Origin of the sequence: Nocardia flavorosea, assembly GCF_015477805.1 — a bacterium.
Classification (GTDB): Bacteria; Actinomycetota; Actinomycetes; order Mycobacteriales; family Mycobacteriaceae; genus Nocardia; species Nocardia flavorosea_A.
In genome coordinates this window covers 168,540-186,071 of record NZ_JADLQL010000004.1, presented here as the reverse complement: position 1 = coordinate 186,071, position 17,532 = coordinate 168,540, and the positions used below count along the sequence as shown (strand labels likewise).

Here is a 17,532-nt window from a genome sequence, read left to right as displayed (position 1 = left end):
GGGTCAGCCGCGGACCTCGGCGCAGGAGTGGCAGGTGCCGAAGATCTCCAGCGTGTGGCTGACCTCGGTGAACCCGTGATCGGCCGCCGTGGCGGCGGCCCACTTCTCGACGGTCGGCCCCGCAACCTCGACCGTCCGCCCGCAGTGCCGGCAGACGAGATGGTGATGGTGCCCGTTGGAGCACTGCCGATACACCGACTCCCCGTTGTCCGTGCGCAGCACATCCACCATGCCGGCGTCGGCGAGCGATTGCAGGGTGCGGTAGACGGTGGTCAACCCGATACCTTCGCCGCGCCGGCGTAGCTCGTCGTGTAGCTCCTGGGCCGACCGGAACCTGTCGATATCCTCCAGGAGCGCAGCGATCGCATTACGCTGCCGCGTGGTGCGAATGCCGACTGCTTTCTGTCTGGCGGTCCCTTTCGCGGTGACCAGGCTCTCGGACACGAATTACCCTTCTTCTTCGGCGTGCGCTACTGCATCGACCACGATATGCGCCAAATGGTCGTCGACGAGTTCGTAGAGGACCTCCCGGCCCGAACGCTCGCCGTGTACCACCCCGGCCGATTTCAGAATCCGTAGATGCTGGCTGACCAGCGGCTGTGTGACCCCAAGGGCATCCACCAGTTCGTGCACACAGCGCGGCGACTCCCGCAGTTGTAGCACGATGGCGATGCGAACGGGGGCGGCCAGCGCGCGCAGCAGCTCACCGGCGTTCTCCAGCACCGTCCGGGCCGGGATCGGGGCCGGTGCGGGGGAGCGGTAGGGGTTGTGGGCGGCGGCTACGGTATCGGTTGTCATGGTCCACTCCTTATTGGAAACCGGTTCCATTTTGATATGCATGGATATGCATGTCAAATGCCCACGCCGATGCGGGTCCGAAATCCCATGACGGTGCCGGCCCTCGGCGATACCTCCGCCTCCGCTCCGGTCGTGCGCGGACTGCGGATGGGCTGCGCCCAACCGTGCCCATTAGGCTGTAACCCGATCGCCGGTCACGCCCGGACAACTACCGGCAGCCGCGATCACGTGTGCCCGATCCGGGCAGCGTAACTACTGGCGATTACGTAGTGGATGGAGAGTTCTCGCGTGGCACCCAAGTCGAAGGTGGACACCGTTGCCAACCTCGCCAAGCGCCGGGGGCTGGTGTACCCGTGTGGTGAGATCTACGGCGGTACCAAATCGGCGTGGGACTACGGTCCGCTGGGCGTCGAACTCAAGGAGAACATCAAAAAGCAGTGGTGGCGCTCCATGGTCACCAGCCGCGAGGACGTGGTGGGCCTCGACTCGTCGGTGATCCTGCCCCGGCAGGTCTGGGTGGCCTCGGGGCACGTGGAAACCTTCACCGACCCGCTGGTGGAATCCCTGCACACCCACAAGCGCTACCGTGCCGACCATCTGCTCGAGGCCTACGAGGCCAAACACGGTCGCCCGCCGGCCAACGGCCTGGCCGATATCAACGATCCGGAAACCGGCCAGCCCGGCAAATGGACCGAACCGCGTAACTTCTCCGGCCTGTTGAAGACCTATCTCGGCCCGGTGGACGACGAAGAGGGCCTGCACTACCTGCGCCCCGAAACCGCGCAGGGCATCTTCGTCAACTACAAGAACGTCGAAACCACCGCGCGTAAGAAGCCGCCGTTCGGTATCGCCCAGATCGGTAAGAGCTTCCGCAACGAGATCACCCCCGGCAACTTCATCTTCCGCACCCGCGAATTCGAGCAGATGGAGATGGAGTTCTTCGTCAAACCGGGCGAGGACGCCGAATGGCACAAGTACTGGATCGATACTCGTTTCTCCTGGTACACCGACCTCGGTATCGACCCGGAGAACCTGCGCCTGTTCGAACACCCCAAAGAGAAGCTGTCGCATTATTCGGCCGGGACCACCGATATCGAGTACCGGTTCGGTTTCACCGGCGGCGAATGGGGTGAACTGGAAGGTATCGCCAACCGCACCGATTACGACCTGGCCACCCACGCCAAACACTCGGGTGTCGACCTCAGCTACTACGACCAGACCGCCGAGGAACGCTATATCCCCTACGTGATCGAACCCGCGGCCGGTCTGACCCGGTCACTGATGGCCTTCCTGGTCGACGCCTACGCCGAGGACGAGGCCCCGAACGCGAAGGGCGGCGTGGACAAGCGCACGGTGCTGCGGCTGGACCGGCGGCTCGCCCCGGTCAAGGCCGCCGTGCTGCCGCTGTCGCGGAACGCCGATCTCACGCCGAAGGCCAAGGATCTCGCCGCGCGGCTGCGCCGGAACTGGAATATCGAATTCGACGACGCCGGCGCCATCGGCCGCCGCTACCGCCGCCAGGACGAAATCGGTACCCCGTTCTGCATCACGGTCGATTTCGACACCCTCGAAGATCAGGCGGTGACGGTCCGGGAACGCGACTCGATGTCCCAGGAGCGGATCGCCCTCGACCAGGTGGAGGGTTATCTGGCGCAGCGGCTGCTCGGCTGCTAGCGCGCGATCTGCGACGGAGTGCCGGCGCGGTTCGCGGACTGTCCTGCGGTCCGCTCTGCCGCGCCGGCCTCCCGCGGTTCACACAGGGGAGGTGCGAGTGCGTCAGCGCCGGGGTGGGTTGGTGCTGTCGTAACGCGTCACATCCTTGTTCTTCTTGGCCAGCCCGCCCAAACCGAGCAGGCCCAGGAGCCCGAGCAGGCCCCACAGGCCGGTCTTGTCACTCTCCTTCTCATGGTCGTTGTCCATGTTGCCCTGTGCGATCGCCGGTGGTTGCGGCTGTTCCAGCGGATCGGCCGCGACAACGCCCACTCCGCCGAAAGTCAGAACGAGGGACGATAGAGCGACTGCAACGGTCTTTCGCATGAACCTCTCCTTATCCTCGTTGGGCGGTAGCCGCAGTACCCTGCGCAGATCAGAACAAACCGGCCGGTTCACGTCTGTGTCTCGCCGACGGCTGCCGTCCGGTCCCGGAGCGGGCATCCTGCCGGTCCTCGCTAGCATCGGGGTGTGATCACCATCGAAACGACCTACACGGGCCACGTCGAATCGGGTGGCGCGGCGCAACGCCGGGAGGTGCCGGGCGCCCGGGTCACCAAGATGTCGGTCGGCCCGATGGACAACAACACTTATCTCGTGCAGTGCGCCGCCACCGGCGCGGCACTGCTCATCGACGCGGCCAACGACGCCGAGCGGATCGTCGATCTGGTCGGGCAGGCCGCCCCGGACGGGATCGGTCTCATCGTCACCACCCATCAGCATCCCGACCACTGGCAGGCCCTCGCCGCCGTCGCCGAAGCGACCGGCGCGCCGACCGCCGCGCATGCGCTGGACGCCGAACCGCTGCCGGTCACTCCACAGCGATTGCTGGCCGAGGGAGACAGCGTCACCGTCGGCGACCTCACGCTCGAGGTCATCCATCTGGTCGGGCACACCCCCGGCTCGGTCACGCTGGCCCTGACCGACGGGTCCGGCCGGACTCATCTGTTCACCGGGGACTGCCTTTTTCCCGGCGGTATCGGCAAGACCTGGCGCCCGGAGGATTTCACCACCCTGCTCGACGGCGTCACCAGCAAGCTGTTCGGCCGCTACGGCGACGATACGGTCGTCTACCCCGGCCACGGGGACGACACCACCCTCGGCGACGAACGGCCCCAACTGGCCGAATGGAAGAGTCGCGGCTGGTGATCAGCTACCGGCGGCCCGGCCGTGGTGTGGCCGGGCCGTAGTGCCGGTTCCGGTCAGGCCAGGGCGACGAGCTGCTGCCGCAGCCAGGTCAGTGCTGTGGCACTGCCGGCGACCCGGTAGTGCGGGTAGCTCTGGTGGATACCGGATTTCACGAAATCGTCGATCTGCTGTTTACGCTCCTCGTAGGCTGCGCCGTTGAGCTGGTCGTGCAGCAGGCCGAGCCCGCCCGCGGCGAGCGCGTCGTTGAGCAGTTCGAGGCCCAGCGAGTGATAGTTGCCGAACTGGGCCGGGTCGGCATTCGACACCTGGGCGAAGAACCCGGCGATCCGGGCCGCGAAATCACCGTCGGGGGTGGAGCAGTACAGATCGCCCACCGCGCAGAAGGTGTAGGTGCGGTTGCTCAGCCAGCCGAAGCCCGTCAGCCGCGGGCCGCCGGCACCGGCGCCTGGTACTGCCGGACCGATCAGGTTGTCGGTGGGGGAGCGGCGCGGGTCGGCGATCAAACCGACCAGGGCGACCCGATCGGCGGCGACAACGCCCAGCCCGGTGCCGATTTCGGCGGCGAGGTCACCGGCGGCGTCGGCTCCCTGGCTGTAACCCAGCAGCGCGAACCGGGTGCCGGCGCAGCGCCGCGCGACCTCGGAGATCAGGCCGCGGGCATCGTCGACGGCTTCGTTCTTGGACCGGCCGTAGACCTCGCCCTCCCACGGGAACGCGGTCGCCGCGTAGGCGACGTAGTCGGTGTATGCGCCGTTGGGCAGGCCGTCGGTGACAGCGGCGAGCATTCCCTTGCCGGGGTCGTCGTTCGAGGTCTCCCAGGTTCCGGGAATCGCGACCACATACAGGCCGGGGCAATGGGCCGGGGCCGCATGGGCAGTCGTCGTGGCCACCGCGGGGGCGAGGACAGCGGCGAGGCTTATCGCCAGTCCGGCTGCGGCGTTCTTCCATCCAGGCATCGTGTACTCCATATGCTCACCGAGACGGCCACGGGCCGTTCACCTGTTCCCAGGATTCCCAAAACAGTCCAAAGGCATGCCGCATCATTGCGGCTCGACGCATAAGTAAGGGCGGATCCGTGGTCCCCGGGGAACGGCTGGTGACGCAGCAGATCTCGCCGACGAACAGCCAATCACAAAATGTTCGTATCGGCAGCACAATCTACCGGTGTTCGATCCCGATCCATGGGATATTCACCGTACGACAACGGCCCGTCGCCGAAATTGTCCGTTCCATCCGGTTTTCGGGTGCAGTCGCGCCTGTTCTCGGCCGGTGGGCCGGCTCGGGACCTCGGTGGCCGTCGCCCGAGTCGGGCCGGTAGGGCCCACCAGCTTTCGATCGGTTCCGGACCGGCGTCGAACTCGCAGCCGCACACCGGACCTCGAGACGGCGGCTCCGACAGCGGTATCCAGAGTTTGCCGCGGCCGTCCCTTCGACTTGATCGGCGACCACGGTACTGCGTCCGGTGATCCGTAGCTTCGGAACGGCTTTCACCACGATCTCGTCGGCGGGCACCCGGACCGGCACCGGTCCGTGCCGGGCGGAATCTGCGACACTCGACATGACGCCACCGCTGACACGGTGAGAGGGTCGAACGACCTTCGCCCTCGTGAAGAAAGGCGTCGTGACACCGGCGCGCCACTCATGCTCGCCCGTTCCGGCGGAATCCGATAACGATTCGGGTGACAACACCGGCCCGATATTTCCGATACTGGACGGGTTCCGGCGCTGCTCGAGTGTGCCCTGACGGATATCCCCGCGTATTCCCGACCCCTGAACAGGGAGAACGGTGCCGCGGCTCCTGTGCATCGGCGGCTTCCGGGCCGAGGTGCGCGCTGCTCGGCCGCCGGAACCTGCCTGGCAGACTTGTCGATGTGAGTTGGGCACCCGCGCGCACACGACCGGCCTCGCGTACCGATCCCCGGCCCGGGCGCGGGTTCGGCGCCGCGATCCTGCGCTGGACGGGCCGGTTGCTGAGCGGCGCCGTGGTGGTGGGGCTGGTGCTGCTGTTCGGGACGGCGGTGCGGGTATGGCAGGTCGCGCGGATCGAGGACTACACTCCGGCTGACGCCATCGTGGTACTCGGCGCCGCCCAGTACTCGGGAACCCCGTCCTCGGTGTTCGAGGCCCGGCTGTACCAGGCCGAGCGGCTGTATTCGCAGGGCGTTTCGGATCTGGTGATCACGGTCGGCGGGAAACAGGAAGGCGACCTCTACACCGAGGCGGCGTCGGGGAAGATGTATCTCACCGACGCCGGTGTGCCGGCGGACGCGGTGCTGGCCGTGGAGACGGGGTCCGACACTCTGCGCAGTGTCGAGGCGGTGGCGGCGGCGATGAAGGAACGCGGGCTCGAATCCGCCGTCCTCGTGAGCGACCCCTGGCATTCCCTGCGCACCCGCACCATGGCCCGCGACGCCGGACTCGAAGCGTGGACCGCGCCCACCCGCACCGGCCCGGCCGTGTACACGCGCGAATCGCAGGCGCACGGTATCGCCCGGGAGACCGCTGCGCTGCTCTGGTATCAGCTCACCCATTTCTCGGCGGACGAATTCAGCTACACCGCCGGTCAGTGACACTTCACCGGCCGGTGCCGCCGGACACCCCGGAATGTCATTCCTCGGTGGCAGACTTGGTGCGATGACCTATACCGAGCACGACCGAGAACGCCTGGTCACCGAGGCCCCGAAAACGGCCGGCCTGGTCGGCGGCGGGGCCGAGGCCGGCAACGGGCACCGCAGCGAATTCGCGCGCGACCGTGCCCGGGTGCTGCATTCGGCCGCGCTCCGGCGCCTGGCCGATAAAACGCAGGTCATGGGCCCCCGTGAGGGCGACACCCCGCGTACCCGGCTCACTCACTCCCTGGAGGTCGCCCAGATCGGTCGCGGCATCGCCGACGGTCTCGGTTGCGACCCCGATCTGGCCGAACTCGCGGGTCTGGCGCACGATATCGGCCATCCGCCCTACGGGCACAACGGGGAGAAGGCTCTCGATATCTTCGCCGCCGAACACGGCGGTTTCGAGGGCAATGCCCAGAACCTGCGCATCCTGACCAGGCTGGAACCGAAGGTTCTCGATTGCTATGGCCACAGCGCCGGCCTCAACCTCACCCGCGCTGCCCTCGACGCCTGCATCAAGTACCCGTGGCAGCGCACCGAACCCGGCGGCAAATTCGGCGCCTACGAAGTGGATGCCGACCGGCTGGCCTGGGTGCGCAAGGACGCCCCGGAACGCCGGCCTGCGCTGGAATGCCAGGTGATGGACTGGTCCGACGATGTCGCCTACTCGGTGCACGATGTGGAGGACGGGATCATCGCCGGCCGTATCGACCTGCGCGCACTGACCGACCCGGTGGAGCGGCTGGCACTGGCCGAGCTGGGACATGTGCAGCATCGCGCGTTGTCGGTCGACGATCTGGTGGCCGCGGCGCAGCGGCTGTCGGAGCTGCCGGTGGTCGCCGATGTGTTCCACTACGACGGCACGTTGCGCAGTTCGGTCGCGTTGAAGCGGCTCACCAGCGAACTCGTGGGCCGGTTCGCGAACGCCGCGGTCGTCACCACCAAGGAGGCCACCGCTGGTCCACCGGCCCGGTACGCCGCCGATCTGCTGGTGCCGCCCGTCGCCGCGGCCGAGGTCGCGATGCTGAAGACCGTCGCCCTGCGCTACGTCATGTCCGACCCCGACCACAAACTGCGCCAGGCCGCCCAGCGGGACCGCCTGATCGCCGTGGCGGAACATCTGCTGGCCGCCGGACCGGCCGCGCTCGACCCCCTCCTGCAACCGTGGTGGGACGCCGCCGCCGACGACACCGCCCGGGTGCGGGTGATCGTCGACCAGATCGCCTCCTTCACCGAGAGCCGGCTCGAACGCGTCGCCGCGCAACTGTGAATCACCGGTGAGTTCGGGCACAGGGTGCTCGGGTTCCGGGCCGGGCCGGCTGGCATAGACTCGTTCGCGTGACCGGACGAATACCAGCTCGCGATATCACCGCCATTCGGGAGCGCGTCCGGATCGAAGACGTGGTGGGCGAGTACGTGGCCCTCAAACGCGGCGGCGCCGATTCGATGAAGGGCCTGTGCCCGTTCCACGACGAGAAATCGCCGTCCTTCCATGTCCGCCCCAACCACGGCCTTTTCCACTGCTTCGGGTGCAACGAGGGCGGCGATGTGTATGCCTTCATCCAGAAGATCGAGCACATCGGTTTCGTGGAGGCCGTCGAACAGCTCGCCGACCGGATCGGTTACCGGATCAACTACGAGGGCGGCGGCACCTCGGTGCAGCGCGACCGCGGTACCCGCTCCCGGCTGGTCGCCGCCAACGCTGCCGCGCACGAGTTCTATATGTCCCGGCTGCGCGGTCCCGACGCCACGATGGCCCGCAAATATCTCACCGACCGCAATTTCGACGAGGCCGCCTGGACCCAGTTCGGCTGCGGTTACGCCCCCGACGGCTGGGACACCCTCACCAAACACCTGCAGAGCAAGGGGTTCGACTTCAAGGAACTGGAGGCCGCCGGGCTGTCCCGGCAGGGCCGCCGCGGTCCGATCGACCGCTTCCACCGGCGGCTGCTGTGGCCGATCCGCAATCTCGGCGGCGATGTGATCGGTTTCGGTGCCCGCAAACTCTTCGAAGACGACACGATGCCGGGCAAGTACGTCAACACCCCGGAAACGTTGCTGTACAAGAAGTCCCAGGTGCTGTTCGGGCTCGACCACGCCAAACGGGAGATCGCGAAGAGTCATCAAGCCGTGGTCGTCGAGGGCTACACCGATGTGATGGCCATGCATCTTGCCGGCGTGAAAACCGCCGTCGCCGCCTGCGGCACCGCATTCGGCGACGACCATCTGGGAATCCTGCGCCGCCTGCTCATGGACGACAACTTCTGGCGCGGTGAGATCATCTTCACCTTCGACGGCGACGCCGCCGGCCAGGCCGCCGCCCTGAAGGCTTTCCTCGGGGATCAGAAAGTGGCCGGGCAGACCTATGTGGTGGTGTCCCCGGACGGCCAGGATCCGTGCGAGATGCGGCAGCATTCCGGTGATGCCGCCCTGCGCGATATGGTCGCCCGCCGCGAACCGCTGTTCGATTTCGCGCTGCGCCAGGAGATCGCCAAACGGGAGGACAGCCGCACCCGCGCCCTGACCTACGACAGCCAGGTCGAGGTGATGCGCTGGGCGGTGCCGATCGTCGCCCAGATCAAGGACCACGGTCTGCGTAAACGCTATGCCACCCAGCTCGCCGAATGGACCGGCTGGCAGGATCCGCAGCTCGTCTACCGCCGGGTCGACGAGGAAGCCCGCAAACTGCGCGGCGCCGCGGCCGTCCCCACCCGCGCACCCCGCGCGGAACACACCGGCCTCACGCCGCCGGCCGCCCGCCCCGACCCGCGCGACCCGGTGCTGAACTCCCAGCGCCAGGCCCTCGCCGCGGGCCTGCAATACCCGGAAATCGCGGGACCGGCATTCGACGCCCTGGAAACCGACGCCTTCACCCACCCCGCCTATATCGCCGTCCGCACTCTCATGGCCGAAGCCGGTGGCGTCTGCTGCGGGCTCTCCGGCGCGGATTGGATCGGCGCGATCACCGACCACACCGACGACCTCACCCTGCGCGCACTGGTTTCGGAACTGGCGAGTGAACCGCTACCGGTGAAAACCAGCGACGATATCCCGCGCTTCGTCAACGGCGTTCTTGCCAGCGCCCAGGCCGGGTTGGTAGGGCGCCAGATCGCGGAACTGAAATCCCGCCTGCACCGCGTCTCGTCCACCGACGACCCCGACACCTATATGGCGTTGTTCGGCGATCTGGTCGCCCTCGAGCAGTACCGTAAAAGCCTGCTCGAGCAGGCCATGGGCAGTGGTGACTTCGCCGCCTGATACCCGCGGCTCGGATCGGCCACGTGCAGACGTATGGCAAGCGGGGTGCGGTGCCGCTACGCCGTCCTCGGCCGAGCCCGCGCGCAGGTACGGAATTCGGCCTAACGCCGCCGTAGCTGATCGTGCGGCACCATGACAGTCGTGCGCTCGTCCAGCGGCTCCATGGGTTCCAGCTTGGGCTGGGTGCTCAACTTCTCCGATAGCTTCTGCCGGCTCACCAGCACCAGCTTGCGCGTCACCGGGCTGCCCGCGACGGCCCGCGCACTCGCACTGATCTGCTCATAGCGCGCCCGCCCGGCCTTACTGCCCAGCACATAACCGGCAGCGATACCGATGATCAACCGCAGCATCTTGGGTCGAGCTCCTCCCAGTAGTCCGTGCCGCCCCATCCTGCCCGACCGCACCTGCACGTGTCGATCCGACTCCACCACAGACCCGCCGCTCGCCCCCGCTTTCCTCGCGTTCTGTGACCTCGACCCCGCGATTTGGGCCCGCGCCCACCCATACGCTAGAGTTTCACCTCGGTCAGCCCGGTACGGGCGAGACCACCGAGCAATCCCCTATAGCTCAATTGGCAGAGCAGCCGACTGTTAATCGGCAGGTTACTGGTTCGAGTCCAGTTGGGGGAGCAGAAAACGCAGGTCAGGCCGACTAATTTGGCCTGACCTGCTTCTTTCTTCGGTGTATAGCCAAGAATATGCCAAAATTTCCGGGCCGAACTTCCAATCAATTGAATGCCTTGGCGGTCACCGATGCCCAGATTCGGTAGGTGCGGTTCGATCGGTCTCTTTCACGCGGTGGGGGTGCTCAGCGGGGGGACGGGTTCTGCTCAGATCGAGGCGCGTCCGAGTTGCCAGAATGCCCTTTCAGACCTTCTCTACCCGCACAGGCCGACCCGCCAGAAGTTGCTTCAGGTCGTCGGTGTCGGAGGTGAAGACGGTGGTTTCGGACCCGCTGGCGAACTCTCGCTCGGCGACAGCTGCGAGGACGGCGTCGATGGCGTATTTGTGCCCGTGTAGTCCGGCGTTCCGCAACATGTCCCGCGCGGATGCGATTACGTGGTCATCGGTGTGTACCACGCGGATTCGTGACAACGTCCAACTCCACAGGGCCTGCTTGGATCCGTCTCGCGGGTTCCACGCTTCCAGCGTGGTCAGTGCTGACGTGACGATCGGGATATCGAGTTGCGGTGCGGTTTTGATGAGCGCGGCGATCTCCCGGTCACCCTGGACTGCCTTGGCCAATGCCTCGGAATCGAACACGAAGACACGTTGCCGTGGCTGATGCGCTGCCGCTCGTCGTGCCCGGTTCACGCGGCACTGCCGGGACCTGCGCCGTGTTCGTCATGCCATTCGTCGAGCGCGGCGATCCGATCGAGCGCGGCCTGCTGCTCTTCCTCCGACAGTGGACCGTATTCTTCCTCGATCTGTTCGGCCAGCTCCCGCAGCCGGTCCATGGCATCGCGATGTGCGGCAGCGGCAGCGATGTAGCCGGACACTCCCCGCGAGTCGACCCGGCCCTTGATCGATTCGACGAGTTCTTCCGGCACGGTGACGGTGATCTTCCGGGTTGCCATACTTTAAGTATGGCACATGGGTGGTGTTCTCTCCGGTCGATCCCGTTTGAGGCTGTGGCCAGTGGGGCGAGGCTATTGCAGAATCGGTGAGCCGTCGGGTTGCGGCAGTAATAGAACACGTCCGGTTGGCCCGGCGCCTGCCGCACACAGGTCGGCACGCCAACTCGGACCGTCGACGTGCCGGGGTCGTGTGCACGCGGCTGGCCAGTCGGATGCCGCGACGGCGACAGAGTCGAAAACGTCGAATTCGACCCTTCCCCAATTCTCGCCAAAAATTCCGGCCACTACGGAGAACCTTCGTACACGAACCCCCAGGTCGAATCGACACGTTGTCCGTTCCTACTTGGCCCATAAGCAGAGGTGCCCGCCGATATTCGGGGTCTGACCAGCACGCCGGCGGGAGCTCGTAACGGCAGGTTACTGGTTCGAGTCCAGTTGGGGGAGCAGAAACTACAGGTCACGCCGATTTTCCGTTGGGAAAGCCCGTGCTCCCATGTCGGCGGATATGCCATATCCACGGAGTTTCCCTCGATCCGGCAGTGATGCGCTCTCACAGCGGACCACCGGGCGTGAACCTCGGGACCGACGCTATTCCTTCCGACCAGACGGCGCTGTCGGCCAGGAGCGGAATGGGCGATCCGTGTCCGGACCCGTGCGTGAGCGATTGTCAGGCCATGACGCCGGCGGTCAGCGCATCGATGGTCAGGTCCAGTACCTGTGGGTAGGCGGCGCCGAACTCTTCGGCGTGTATGACCAGTAGTAAGGCGCTGCGGAGGGCGCCTACCACCACCCAGGGGTCGTCGCCGACGATATCGCCGGCCGACTGTTTTGCCGCGATGAACTCGGCCAGCTCGGTCATGCCGTTGCTGCCTGCGGCGGCGACCGCTTCGGGAGTCAGTTTGCGTTGCAGCAGGGCCATCTCGTCCGGGTGCGACATCAATCTGCGGTACAGCGGGTCTTCGGCCAGCACCTCGACCACCGCCCGCAGGTAGCGGCGCAACGCATCGACGGTGTCGTGTCCCTGGTGCAGCCCCTGGTCGATGGTTGCCTCGCGTACGCGCTGGGCATGGGTCAGCAGCAGGTCGAGATACAGGGCCTCTTTGGAATCGAAGAAGGCGTAGAAGGTCGACTTCACGATCCCGGCGTCGGCGACCAGTTCCGCCAGCGATGTCTTCTTGAGCCCGACCGTCGAAAACAACCGGTGCCCCGATGCGCGCAACGCTTCGGTGATGTGCGCGCGTTCCTGCGCGGTGAACGCTACGGGCAAACCGACCTCCTACGGTAAAAACGAACCGATTCAATGTTTTCATGCTGGGTTCCGGCGCGCGGAACGGGCCGCGCGTCATCGAACCGGCGCGAAGCCCGCAGTGAATCGCTGGGTTCCGCGCCGGTTCGGGTTTCATGGCGAATGCTGTCTTCTGTGCGCTACATCAGGCCGATTCGCGCGTCGCCGGGGAATTCTTCCCAGAGCAGTCGTTCATCCTCGTAGGGTGCCTTCGCTACGCGCCAATCGTCGCCGATCAGCATGGTCTCGCGGGCGGCGCCGTAGGTCGGCCAATACCCGATGCTCGCGCACGACGGATCGCCGGTCGCCGCGAAACTTGTCCAGGCATCCTGCATCCGCTCGGCCAAGCGGTCGGCGACCGGGCCTTCCCCGTTGAACACCTTGGCTTTTTCGTCGGTGTAGGTGCCGAACAGGAAACCCAGTTCCAGAGCGTGCGCTGCCCCCAGTCGCCCGCCCATCGCGGGCGATTCGTAAGTGAAGACGAAGTGGTAGCCGGGGCGGCGCCGTTCGCCGAGGGCTTCGGAGAGTTTGATCGACGGATAACGCAGCACCCGGTCGGTCTCGATGGCGAACATCACATCGGTCGGGCTCGCCGGTAAGCCACGCCTGGTGCGGAGGTCGGTGTAGGCGGCCATCATTCGTTCTGCTTCGTCGCCGAGGAAGACGCGGCACGCGGCGAGCGCCTGGGCGTAATACAGCTGTAGTGGTGGTTCGGAACCCAAGGCCAACCGGGTCTCGTCCAGGGTGGTGCCGACCATGACCGAGATATCGTCTGCGGCGCCACCGCGCACCGCATCGTAGGGGCGCATGGGAAGAAAGTCGCCGTCGACGACCGGGTTGAAGTGCATTCTGCCCGAGTTCGGGTCCTCCTGTTTCATCCGGCCGAGCAGGTCGGTGGAGGCCTGGACCAGCCGTGCCGGTTCCACTTCCCGGAGTGTGTCGGCATCACGGGGGTCGATGCCGAGGATGTCGAGGAACAACTCGCTCATCCGGTTGGCATTCTCGATGGTCTGGGACGAATGGGTAGCGGTGCTGTGCAGCGCGGCCCGTCGGAACAGCCCCTGCGCCGGAGTGATTGCGAGCAACGCGGCCACTTCGATGGATCCGGCCGATTGGCCGAAGATCGTGACATTGTCCGGATCGCCCCCGAAAGCGGCGATATTGTCGCGTACCCAGGTCAGTGCCGCGATCTCGTCCATCCGGCCCTCGTTGCCGGTGGATGGGATCGCGCCGCCGGTGAGGTCGGTCAAGCGGAGGTAGCCCAGGGCGCCGAGCCGGTAGTTGATGGTCACCACGACCACATCTCGGGTCGCGGCGAGCGTGGTGCCGTCGTAAAGCGGTTGCGATCCCGACCCGTATTCCAGCCCACCGGAATGGATCCAGAACAGGACGGATCGCTCCGCGTCGTCGAGGCCGGGGGTCCACACATTCAGATACAGGCAGTCCTCGCTGTGTATGCCGGGAACGTCCAGGATGCCCTTGTGGATCTCCGACGGCGGCAGCGGGTGCTGATGACTGACCGGCCCGAAGGCGCGCGCCGGTCGCACACCGTCCCACGGCTGGACCGGTTGCGGTGCCCGCCAACGTAGTTCGCCGACCGGCGGCGCGGCATAGGGTACGCCGCGGAAGGCATTGACACCGTTGCATGATTCGCCCTCGAGCTTGCCGCAGGTTGTCGAGACAATGACCGATTCGGTCGACACAGGTCTTCTCCTTCGCCGATGTTCAGCACGCACTGAACCGGTGGTGTGGGGGTGGGGTTGAGCGGCTCGCTCGTCGTTCGATCGGAATGCCTGAGCCGCACCGTGTTTCGGATTCGAGATGTCAGCTTCGGGGTGTGTCGGCGCGGGTGGCGCTGTCATAGATGGCGACGAAGCGGTCGATCTGCCACAGCTGGGAAATGAAGACCAGTGTCCAGCCGAAGACGGTGGGCCAGAACTGGACGCTCACCAGCCCCCACACGATGAGCGGCAGTCCCACCCCGGCGATACCGATGATCGCCGAGATCGCGCGCCGGTGCGGTTCGGCGGCCGGTGCCTTCTCCGTCCACAGGCGCTCCCCGTAGATCCCCTTCTCGTCCCAGCGGTTCGGAACATCGATGGGCCGGAACATTCGGGTATTGGCGAACATGAACGCGACACCGCCGACCAGGACGGCCGGTGTCCACCAGCCCAGCACATCGCGCAGGTAGATCGCGGCGAGCATGACCGCGAACGCGGCCATCCGGCTCCACACACTCCACGGGTTGGCGTGTTTGCGCCAGTTCTCGTCGTTGAGGCCGAAGGTGTTCGCGGTGATCTGGGTGGTGCTCATGGTTCCTACTCCTCGCTCGCGGGCTCTCCGTCCGCCTGAAACCATAAAAACACTTTGGAGTGTTTGTTTTCAAGCCCCTGGTCGGCAAATCACTCTTGTGCAAGCAGGTGCAGCGATGACGCTGCTGGCTCTCCGCCCCACCTCGGGTTTTTCGCATGGTGTTCCCTCTTCTGAACCGTGCCGGATTTCTCCGGGTGGTCGCACGGATCAGGACGTGGGGCGCGGGTTGGCGAACGACGTGCCGAGCGGCCACGATGTGTCTGACATATCGAATACCGTCGTGCCCAACTACGCTGATTTACAGCGCTTTACGGTAGCTATGTGAACGTTCTGTTCGCGTATGTGGCGACGACCGGTTAGTGTTGGGATCCGTCGGCAGGCAGCTGTCGCCGCTCCGGCGCTGGGGGTGCGCGGCACCGCGACCGGCCTTCCGAAGGCGGGGGACGCAGCCGAGAGCTGCCATCTGACGCGACAACGACCCATCACCTCGACCGGAGATGTAACCTTTGCCGAGCCAGCCGCAGCCTCATACCGCCGAGGTCATCCCGGCCGTATCGAGTTCGCCGTACGATCCGGACAGTGTCCGTATCCCCCTCTACACCGAGGAGTTCGCCGCCGACCCGCACCGTGCCTATCGTGAGATGCGCCGTGCGTACGGTGCGTTGGTGCCGGTGGATCTCGCTCCCGGTGTGCCGGCCACCCTGGTCGTCGGCTACGACGCCGCGCGCCGCATTCTCAACGATCCCGAACGTTTCCCGGCAGACCCGCGGATATGGCAACGCACTGTCGCACCCGACTGCCCGATACTGCCGATGCTGGAATGGCGGCCGTGCGCGATCCGCAGCGCGGGGGTCGAACATGCCCGCTACCGGCAGGCGACGGTCGCCGCGGTTGCCGGTGTGGATATGTTCGCGCTACGCGCTACGCGCTACTGTGGAGCGGCTCGCCATCGCGCAGGTGAATACATTCTGCGCGGACGGAACCGCCGATCTTATTCAGCAGTACGCTTTCCCGCTGTCGTTTGCCGTGGTGAACGTGCTCTTCGGCTGCCCGCCCGAGATCGGGACCCGGGTTGCGGACAGTATGGCCAAGATCTTCGAAGGCGACGACGCGGACCAGGCGAACGCGATGCTCGCGCAGGCCTTGCTGGACTTGGTGACGCTCAAGCGCAATGAGCCCGGCAATGATCTCACCACTCGTTTGATGGAGCATCCGGCCGCGCTCGACGACCACGAGATGATTCCGCAACTGGTCAGCCTGTACGGGTCGGGCATTGAGCCGCAGCAGAATCTCATCGTCAACACCATGCGCCTCATCCTCACCGACGACCGGTTCGCCGGGAATGTGCTCGGTGGTAGTCAGTCGACCCGTGCCGCGCTGGACGAGGTCCTGTTCACCGACCCGCCACTGTCGAACTATTGCATCTCCTACCCGCGGCATCCGGTTCTGATCGACGATATCTGGTTGCCGGCGCATCAGCCGGTGGTGATCAGTATGGCCGGTTGTAACAATGACCCGGCGATCTCTGGCGCCGACCGGGCCGACAACAGTTCGCATCTGTCCTGGAGTATCGGGGTGCATGCATGCCCCGCTCGTTCGGTGGCATATCTGGTGGTACAGGACGCCATCGATCAGTTGCTGGACGCTCTGCCGGAAATCGAACTGGCCGTACCCGCGGACGAGTTGACCTGGCGTCCCGGTCCTTTTCATCGCGCGCTCACCCGCTTACCCGTGCGTTTCCCGCCGTCGCCACCGCTACGGCTGCCCTGAAGTCTGTGCGTATCCCGCTCGAGTCGGTTGCCTGCGGCAAGGTTTCGTGTGCTCGCTATGGGCAGCGCGGCCGGCTTAATTCGGTATGAGGGCCCCCGGGCCGCGGGCTCCGGGCTTCCCGCGGCCTGCCGCGTCTGCCCGGCTGCCGGTCGGCCGGGCAGGCGGGGTCCTGGTTCAGCTCATCCGCGGCACGTCCACCGTGACCGATTCGATCCGCGCGGTTCCCTCGAAATTGTTCGACATCCGTTCCAGGTCCGTATCGGCGGTGCAGAGGTAGAGGGTGCGCCCGTCCCGTCCGCCGAGGGCGCAGGACACCACGAAATGGCCGGGCGTCGCGGTCGAGACGGTATCGGTGACGGTGCCGTCGGGGGCGATGCGCCGGACTTCGCTGCTGAACGGGCAGGTCACCCAGATGGCGGCCGCGGCATCCACGCACAGGCCGTCGAGGGCATCGGATTCGAGCCTGTCGAACTGTTTGAAGACCCGCTGGTTCGACAGGCTGCCGTCCGCGGCCACATCGAACGCGGTGAGCCGGAAGGTGAAGGTTTCGGCGACGTAGAGGGTTTTCCCGTCCGGGCTCAGGCCTACTCCGTTCGGGCAGATCAAACCCTGGCCGGCGGTGTGTACCGTGCCGTCGGGTTCGACGACGACCATCGTCGAAGGCTGCGCGTCGGCGCCGTTGAACAGGTCGTAGCCGATTTGGGTGATATAGGCACGGCCCTGGCGGTCGACCCACATATCGTTGGCGCCGGTCGCGACCCCCGCGAGGTCCGCGATGATCTCGGTGCCGCCGGCCGCGGTGATCTTGCGCAACTTGTTGTCGGCCTGGGTCACGACCAGCGCAACACCGTCCGGGGTGAAACCGAGGCCCGACGGTTTCGTGTCCACAGTCGCCGCGACGGCCACTTCGCCGTCGGCGTTCATGGTGTGCACCGTGCCCAGGGGGATATCGGAGAACCAGAGACGGTCGGCATACCAGCGCGCTCCTTCGAGGTACTGGAAACCGTCATGGACCACGGTGGCTGTTCTGGCGGTCATATCGTCGATCCCTTCGCGTCGTC

16 protein-coding genes, 1 tRNA gene and 1 pseudogene are annotated in these 17,532 nt (G+C 66.0%); 7 read left to right on the top strand and 11 right to left on the bottom strand.

Features of this window, described 5'->3' with window-relative positions; translation table 11 throughout:
* Positions 1-3: 3 nt before the first annotated feature.
* Both IU448_RS19550 and IU448_RS19545 read right to left on the bottom strand, forming a co-directional pair.
* Positions 4-444, bottom strand: a complete 441-nt coding sequence (locus IU448_RS19550) for a Fur family transcriptional regulator (RefSeq protein WP_280457455.1) — start codon at positions 442-444, stop codon at positions 4-6.
* A 3-nt stretch (positions 445-447) separates the two neighbouring features.
* Positions 448-798, bottom strand: coding sequence for an ArsR/SmtB family transcription factor (locus IU448_RS19545; protein WP_195057111.1), 351 nt, complete (start codon positions 796-798; stop codon positions 448-450).
* Positions 799-1,086: 288 nt separating this feature from the next.
* Here IU448_RS19545 and IU448_RS19540 point away from each other — a divergent pair, with 288 nt between their 5' ends.
* Positions 1,087-2,472 (top strand): glycine--tRNA ligase, encoded by a 1,386-nt coding sequence (locus tag IU448_RS19540; protein WP_280457454.1) that lies wholly within the window; start codon positions 1,087-1,089, stop codon positions 2,470-2,472.
* Positions 2,473-2,574: 102 nt separating this feature from the next.
* Here IU448_RS19540 and IU448_RS19535 read toward each other — a convergent pair whose 3' ends face one another.
* Positions 2,575-2,835, bottom strand: coding sequence for a WGxxGxxG family protein (locus IU448_RS19535; RefSeq protein ID WP_195057109.1), 261 nt, complete (start codon positions 2,833-2,835; stop codon positions 2,575-2,577).
* Between the two features lie 144 nt (positions 2,836-2,979).
* Here IU448_RS19535 and IU448_RS19530 point away from each other — a divergent pair, with 144 nt between their 5' ends.
* Positions 2,980-3,657: an MBL fold metallo-hydrolase gene (locus tag IU448_RS19530; RefSeq protein WP_280457453.1), complete on the top strand. Its 678-nt coding sequence runs from the start codon at positions 2,980-2,982 to the stop codon at positions 3,655-3,657.
* Between the two features lie 53 nt (positions 3,658-3,710).
* Here IU448_RS19530 and IU448_RS19525 read toward each other — a convergent pair whose 3' ends face one another.
* Positions 3,711-4,613, bottom strand: coding sequence for a cutinase family protein (locus IU448_RS19525; RefSeq protein ID WP_195057108.1), 903 nt, complete (start codon positions 4,611-4,613; stop codon positions 3,711-3,713).
* Between the two features lie 915 nt (positions 4,614-5,528).
* On the opposite strand from IU448_RS19525, the gene IU448_RS19520 reads away from it, so the two are divergent.
* The 3 genes from IU448_RS19520 to dnaG all read left to right on the top strand — a co-directional run bounded on the left by IU448_RS19520 (position 5,529) and on the right by dnaG (position 9,527).
* Complete coding sequence (locus tag IU448_RS19520) at positions 5,529-6,227, top strand: YdcF family protein (protein WP_280457452.1); 699 nt, start codon at positions 5,529-5,531, stop codon at positions 6,225-6,227.
* 34 nt (positions 6,228-6,261) lie between these two features.
* Positions 6,262-7,539 carry a deoxyguanosinetriphosphate triphosphohydrolase gene (locus IU448_RS19515; protein ID WP_195057107.1) on the top strand — a complete coding sequence of 426 codons (1,278 nt, stop codon included), beginning with the start codon at positions 6,262-6,264 and terminating at the stop codon, positions 7,537-7,539.
* Positions 7,540-7,607: 68 nt separating this feature from the next.
* Positions 7,608-9,527 carry a DNA primase gene (gene dnaG / locus IU448_RS19510; RefSeq protein WP_195057106.1) on the top strand — a complete coding sequence of 640 codons (1,920 nt, stop codon included), beginning with the start codon at positions 7,608-7,610 and terminating at the stop codon, positions 9,525-9,527.
* A gap of 101 nt (positions 9,528-9,628) precedes the next feature.
* Here the strand turns inward: dnaG and IU448_RS19505 are convergent, their stop codons facing one another.
* Positions 9,629-9,877 (bottom strand): hypothetical protein, encoded by a 249-nt coding sequence (locus IU448_RS19505; protein WP_195057105.1) that lies wholly within the window; start codon positions 9,875-9,877, stop codon positions 9,629-9,631.
* A 206-nt stretch (positions 9,878-10,083) separates the two neighbouring features.
* On the opposite strand from IU448_RS19505, the gene IU448_RS19500 reads away from it, so the two are divergent.
* Positions 10,084-10,156, top strand: a tRNA-Asn gene (locus IU448_RS19500).
* 237 nt (positions 10,157-10,393) lie between these two features.
* On the opposite strand, the gene IU448_RS19495 is transcribed toward IU448_RS19500, so the two are convergent.
* From IU448_RS19495 to IU448_RS19475, 5 genes are all read right to left on the bottom strand, one after another.
* Complete coding sequence (locus IU448_RS19495; RefSeq protein WP_228813636.1) at positions 10,394-10,789, bottom strand: hypothetical protein; 396 nt, start codon at positions 10,787-10,789, stop codon at positions 10,394-10,396.
* A 47-nt stretch (positions 10,790-10,836) separates the two neighbouring features.
* On the bottom strand, positions 10,837-11,103 hold the full coding sequence (locus IU448_RS19490) for a hypothetical protein (RefSeq protein WP_195057103.1): 267 nt from the start codon (positions 11,101-11,103) through the stop codon (positions 10,837-10,839).
* A gap of 667 nt (positions 11,104-11,770) precedes the next feature.
* Positions 11,771-12,370: a TetR/AcrR family transcriptional regulator gene (locus IU448_RS19485; protein ID WP_195057102.1), complete on the bottom strand. Its 600-nt coding sequence runs from the start codon at positions 12,368-12,370 to the stop codon at positions 11,771-11,773.
* A 158-nt stretch (positions 12,371-12,528) separates the two neighbouring features.
* The gene (locus IU448_RS19480) at positions 12,529-14,091 is read right to left on the bottom strand and encodes a carboxylesterase/lipase family protein (RefSeq protein WP_195057101.1); all 1,563 of its coding nucleotides are present in this window, start codon (positions 14,089-14,091) and stop codon (positions 12,529-12,531) included.
* 121 nt (positions 14,092-14,212) lie between these two features.
* Positions 14,213-14,701 (bottom strand): DUF6653 family protein, encoded by a 489-nt coding sequence (locus IU448_RS19475; RefSeq protein ID WP_195057100.1) that lies wholly within the window; start codon positions 14,699-14,701, stop codon positions 14,213-14,215.
* 542 nt (positions 14,702-15,243) lie between these two features.
* Between IU448_RS19475 and IU448_RS19470 the strand changes: the two are divergent.
* Positions 15,244-16,471: pseudogene (locus IU448_RS19470) on the top strand (cytochrome P450).
* Positions 16,472-16,645: 174 nt separating this feature from the next.
* On the opposite strand, the gene IU448_RS19465 reads toward IU448_RS19470, so the two are convergent.
* The gene (locus tag IU448_RS19465) at positions 16,646-17,509 is read right to left on the bottom strand and encodes an SMP-30/gluconolactonase/LRE family protein (protein WP_195057099.1); all 864 of its coding nucleotides are present in this window, start codon (positions 17,507-17,509) and stop codon (positions 16,646-16,648) included.
* Between the last annotated feature and the right edge of the window lie 23 nt (positions 17,510-17,532).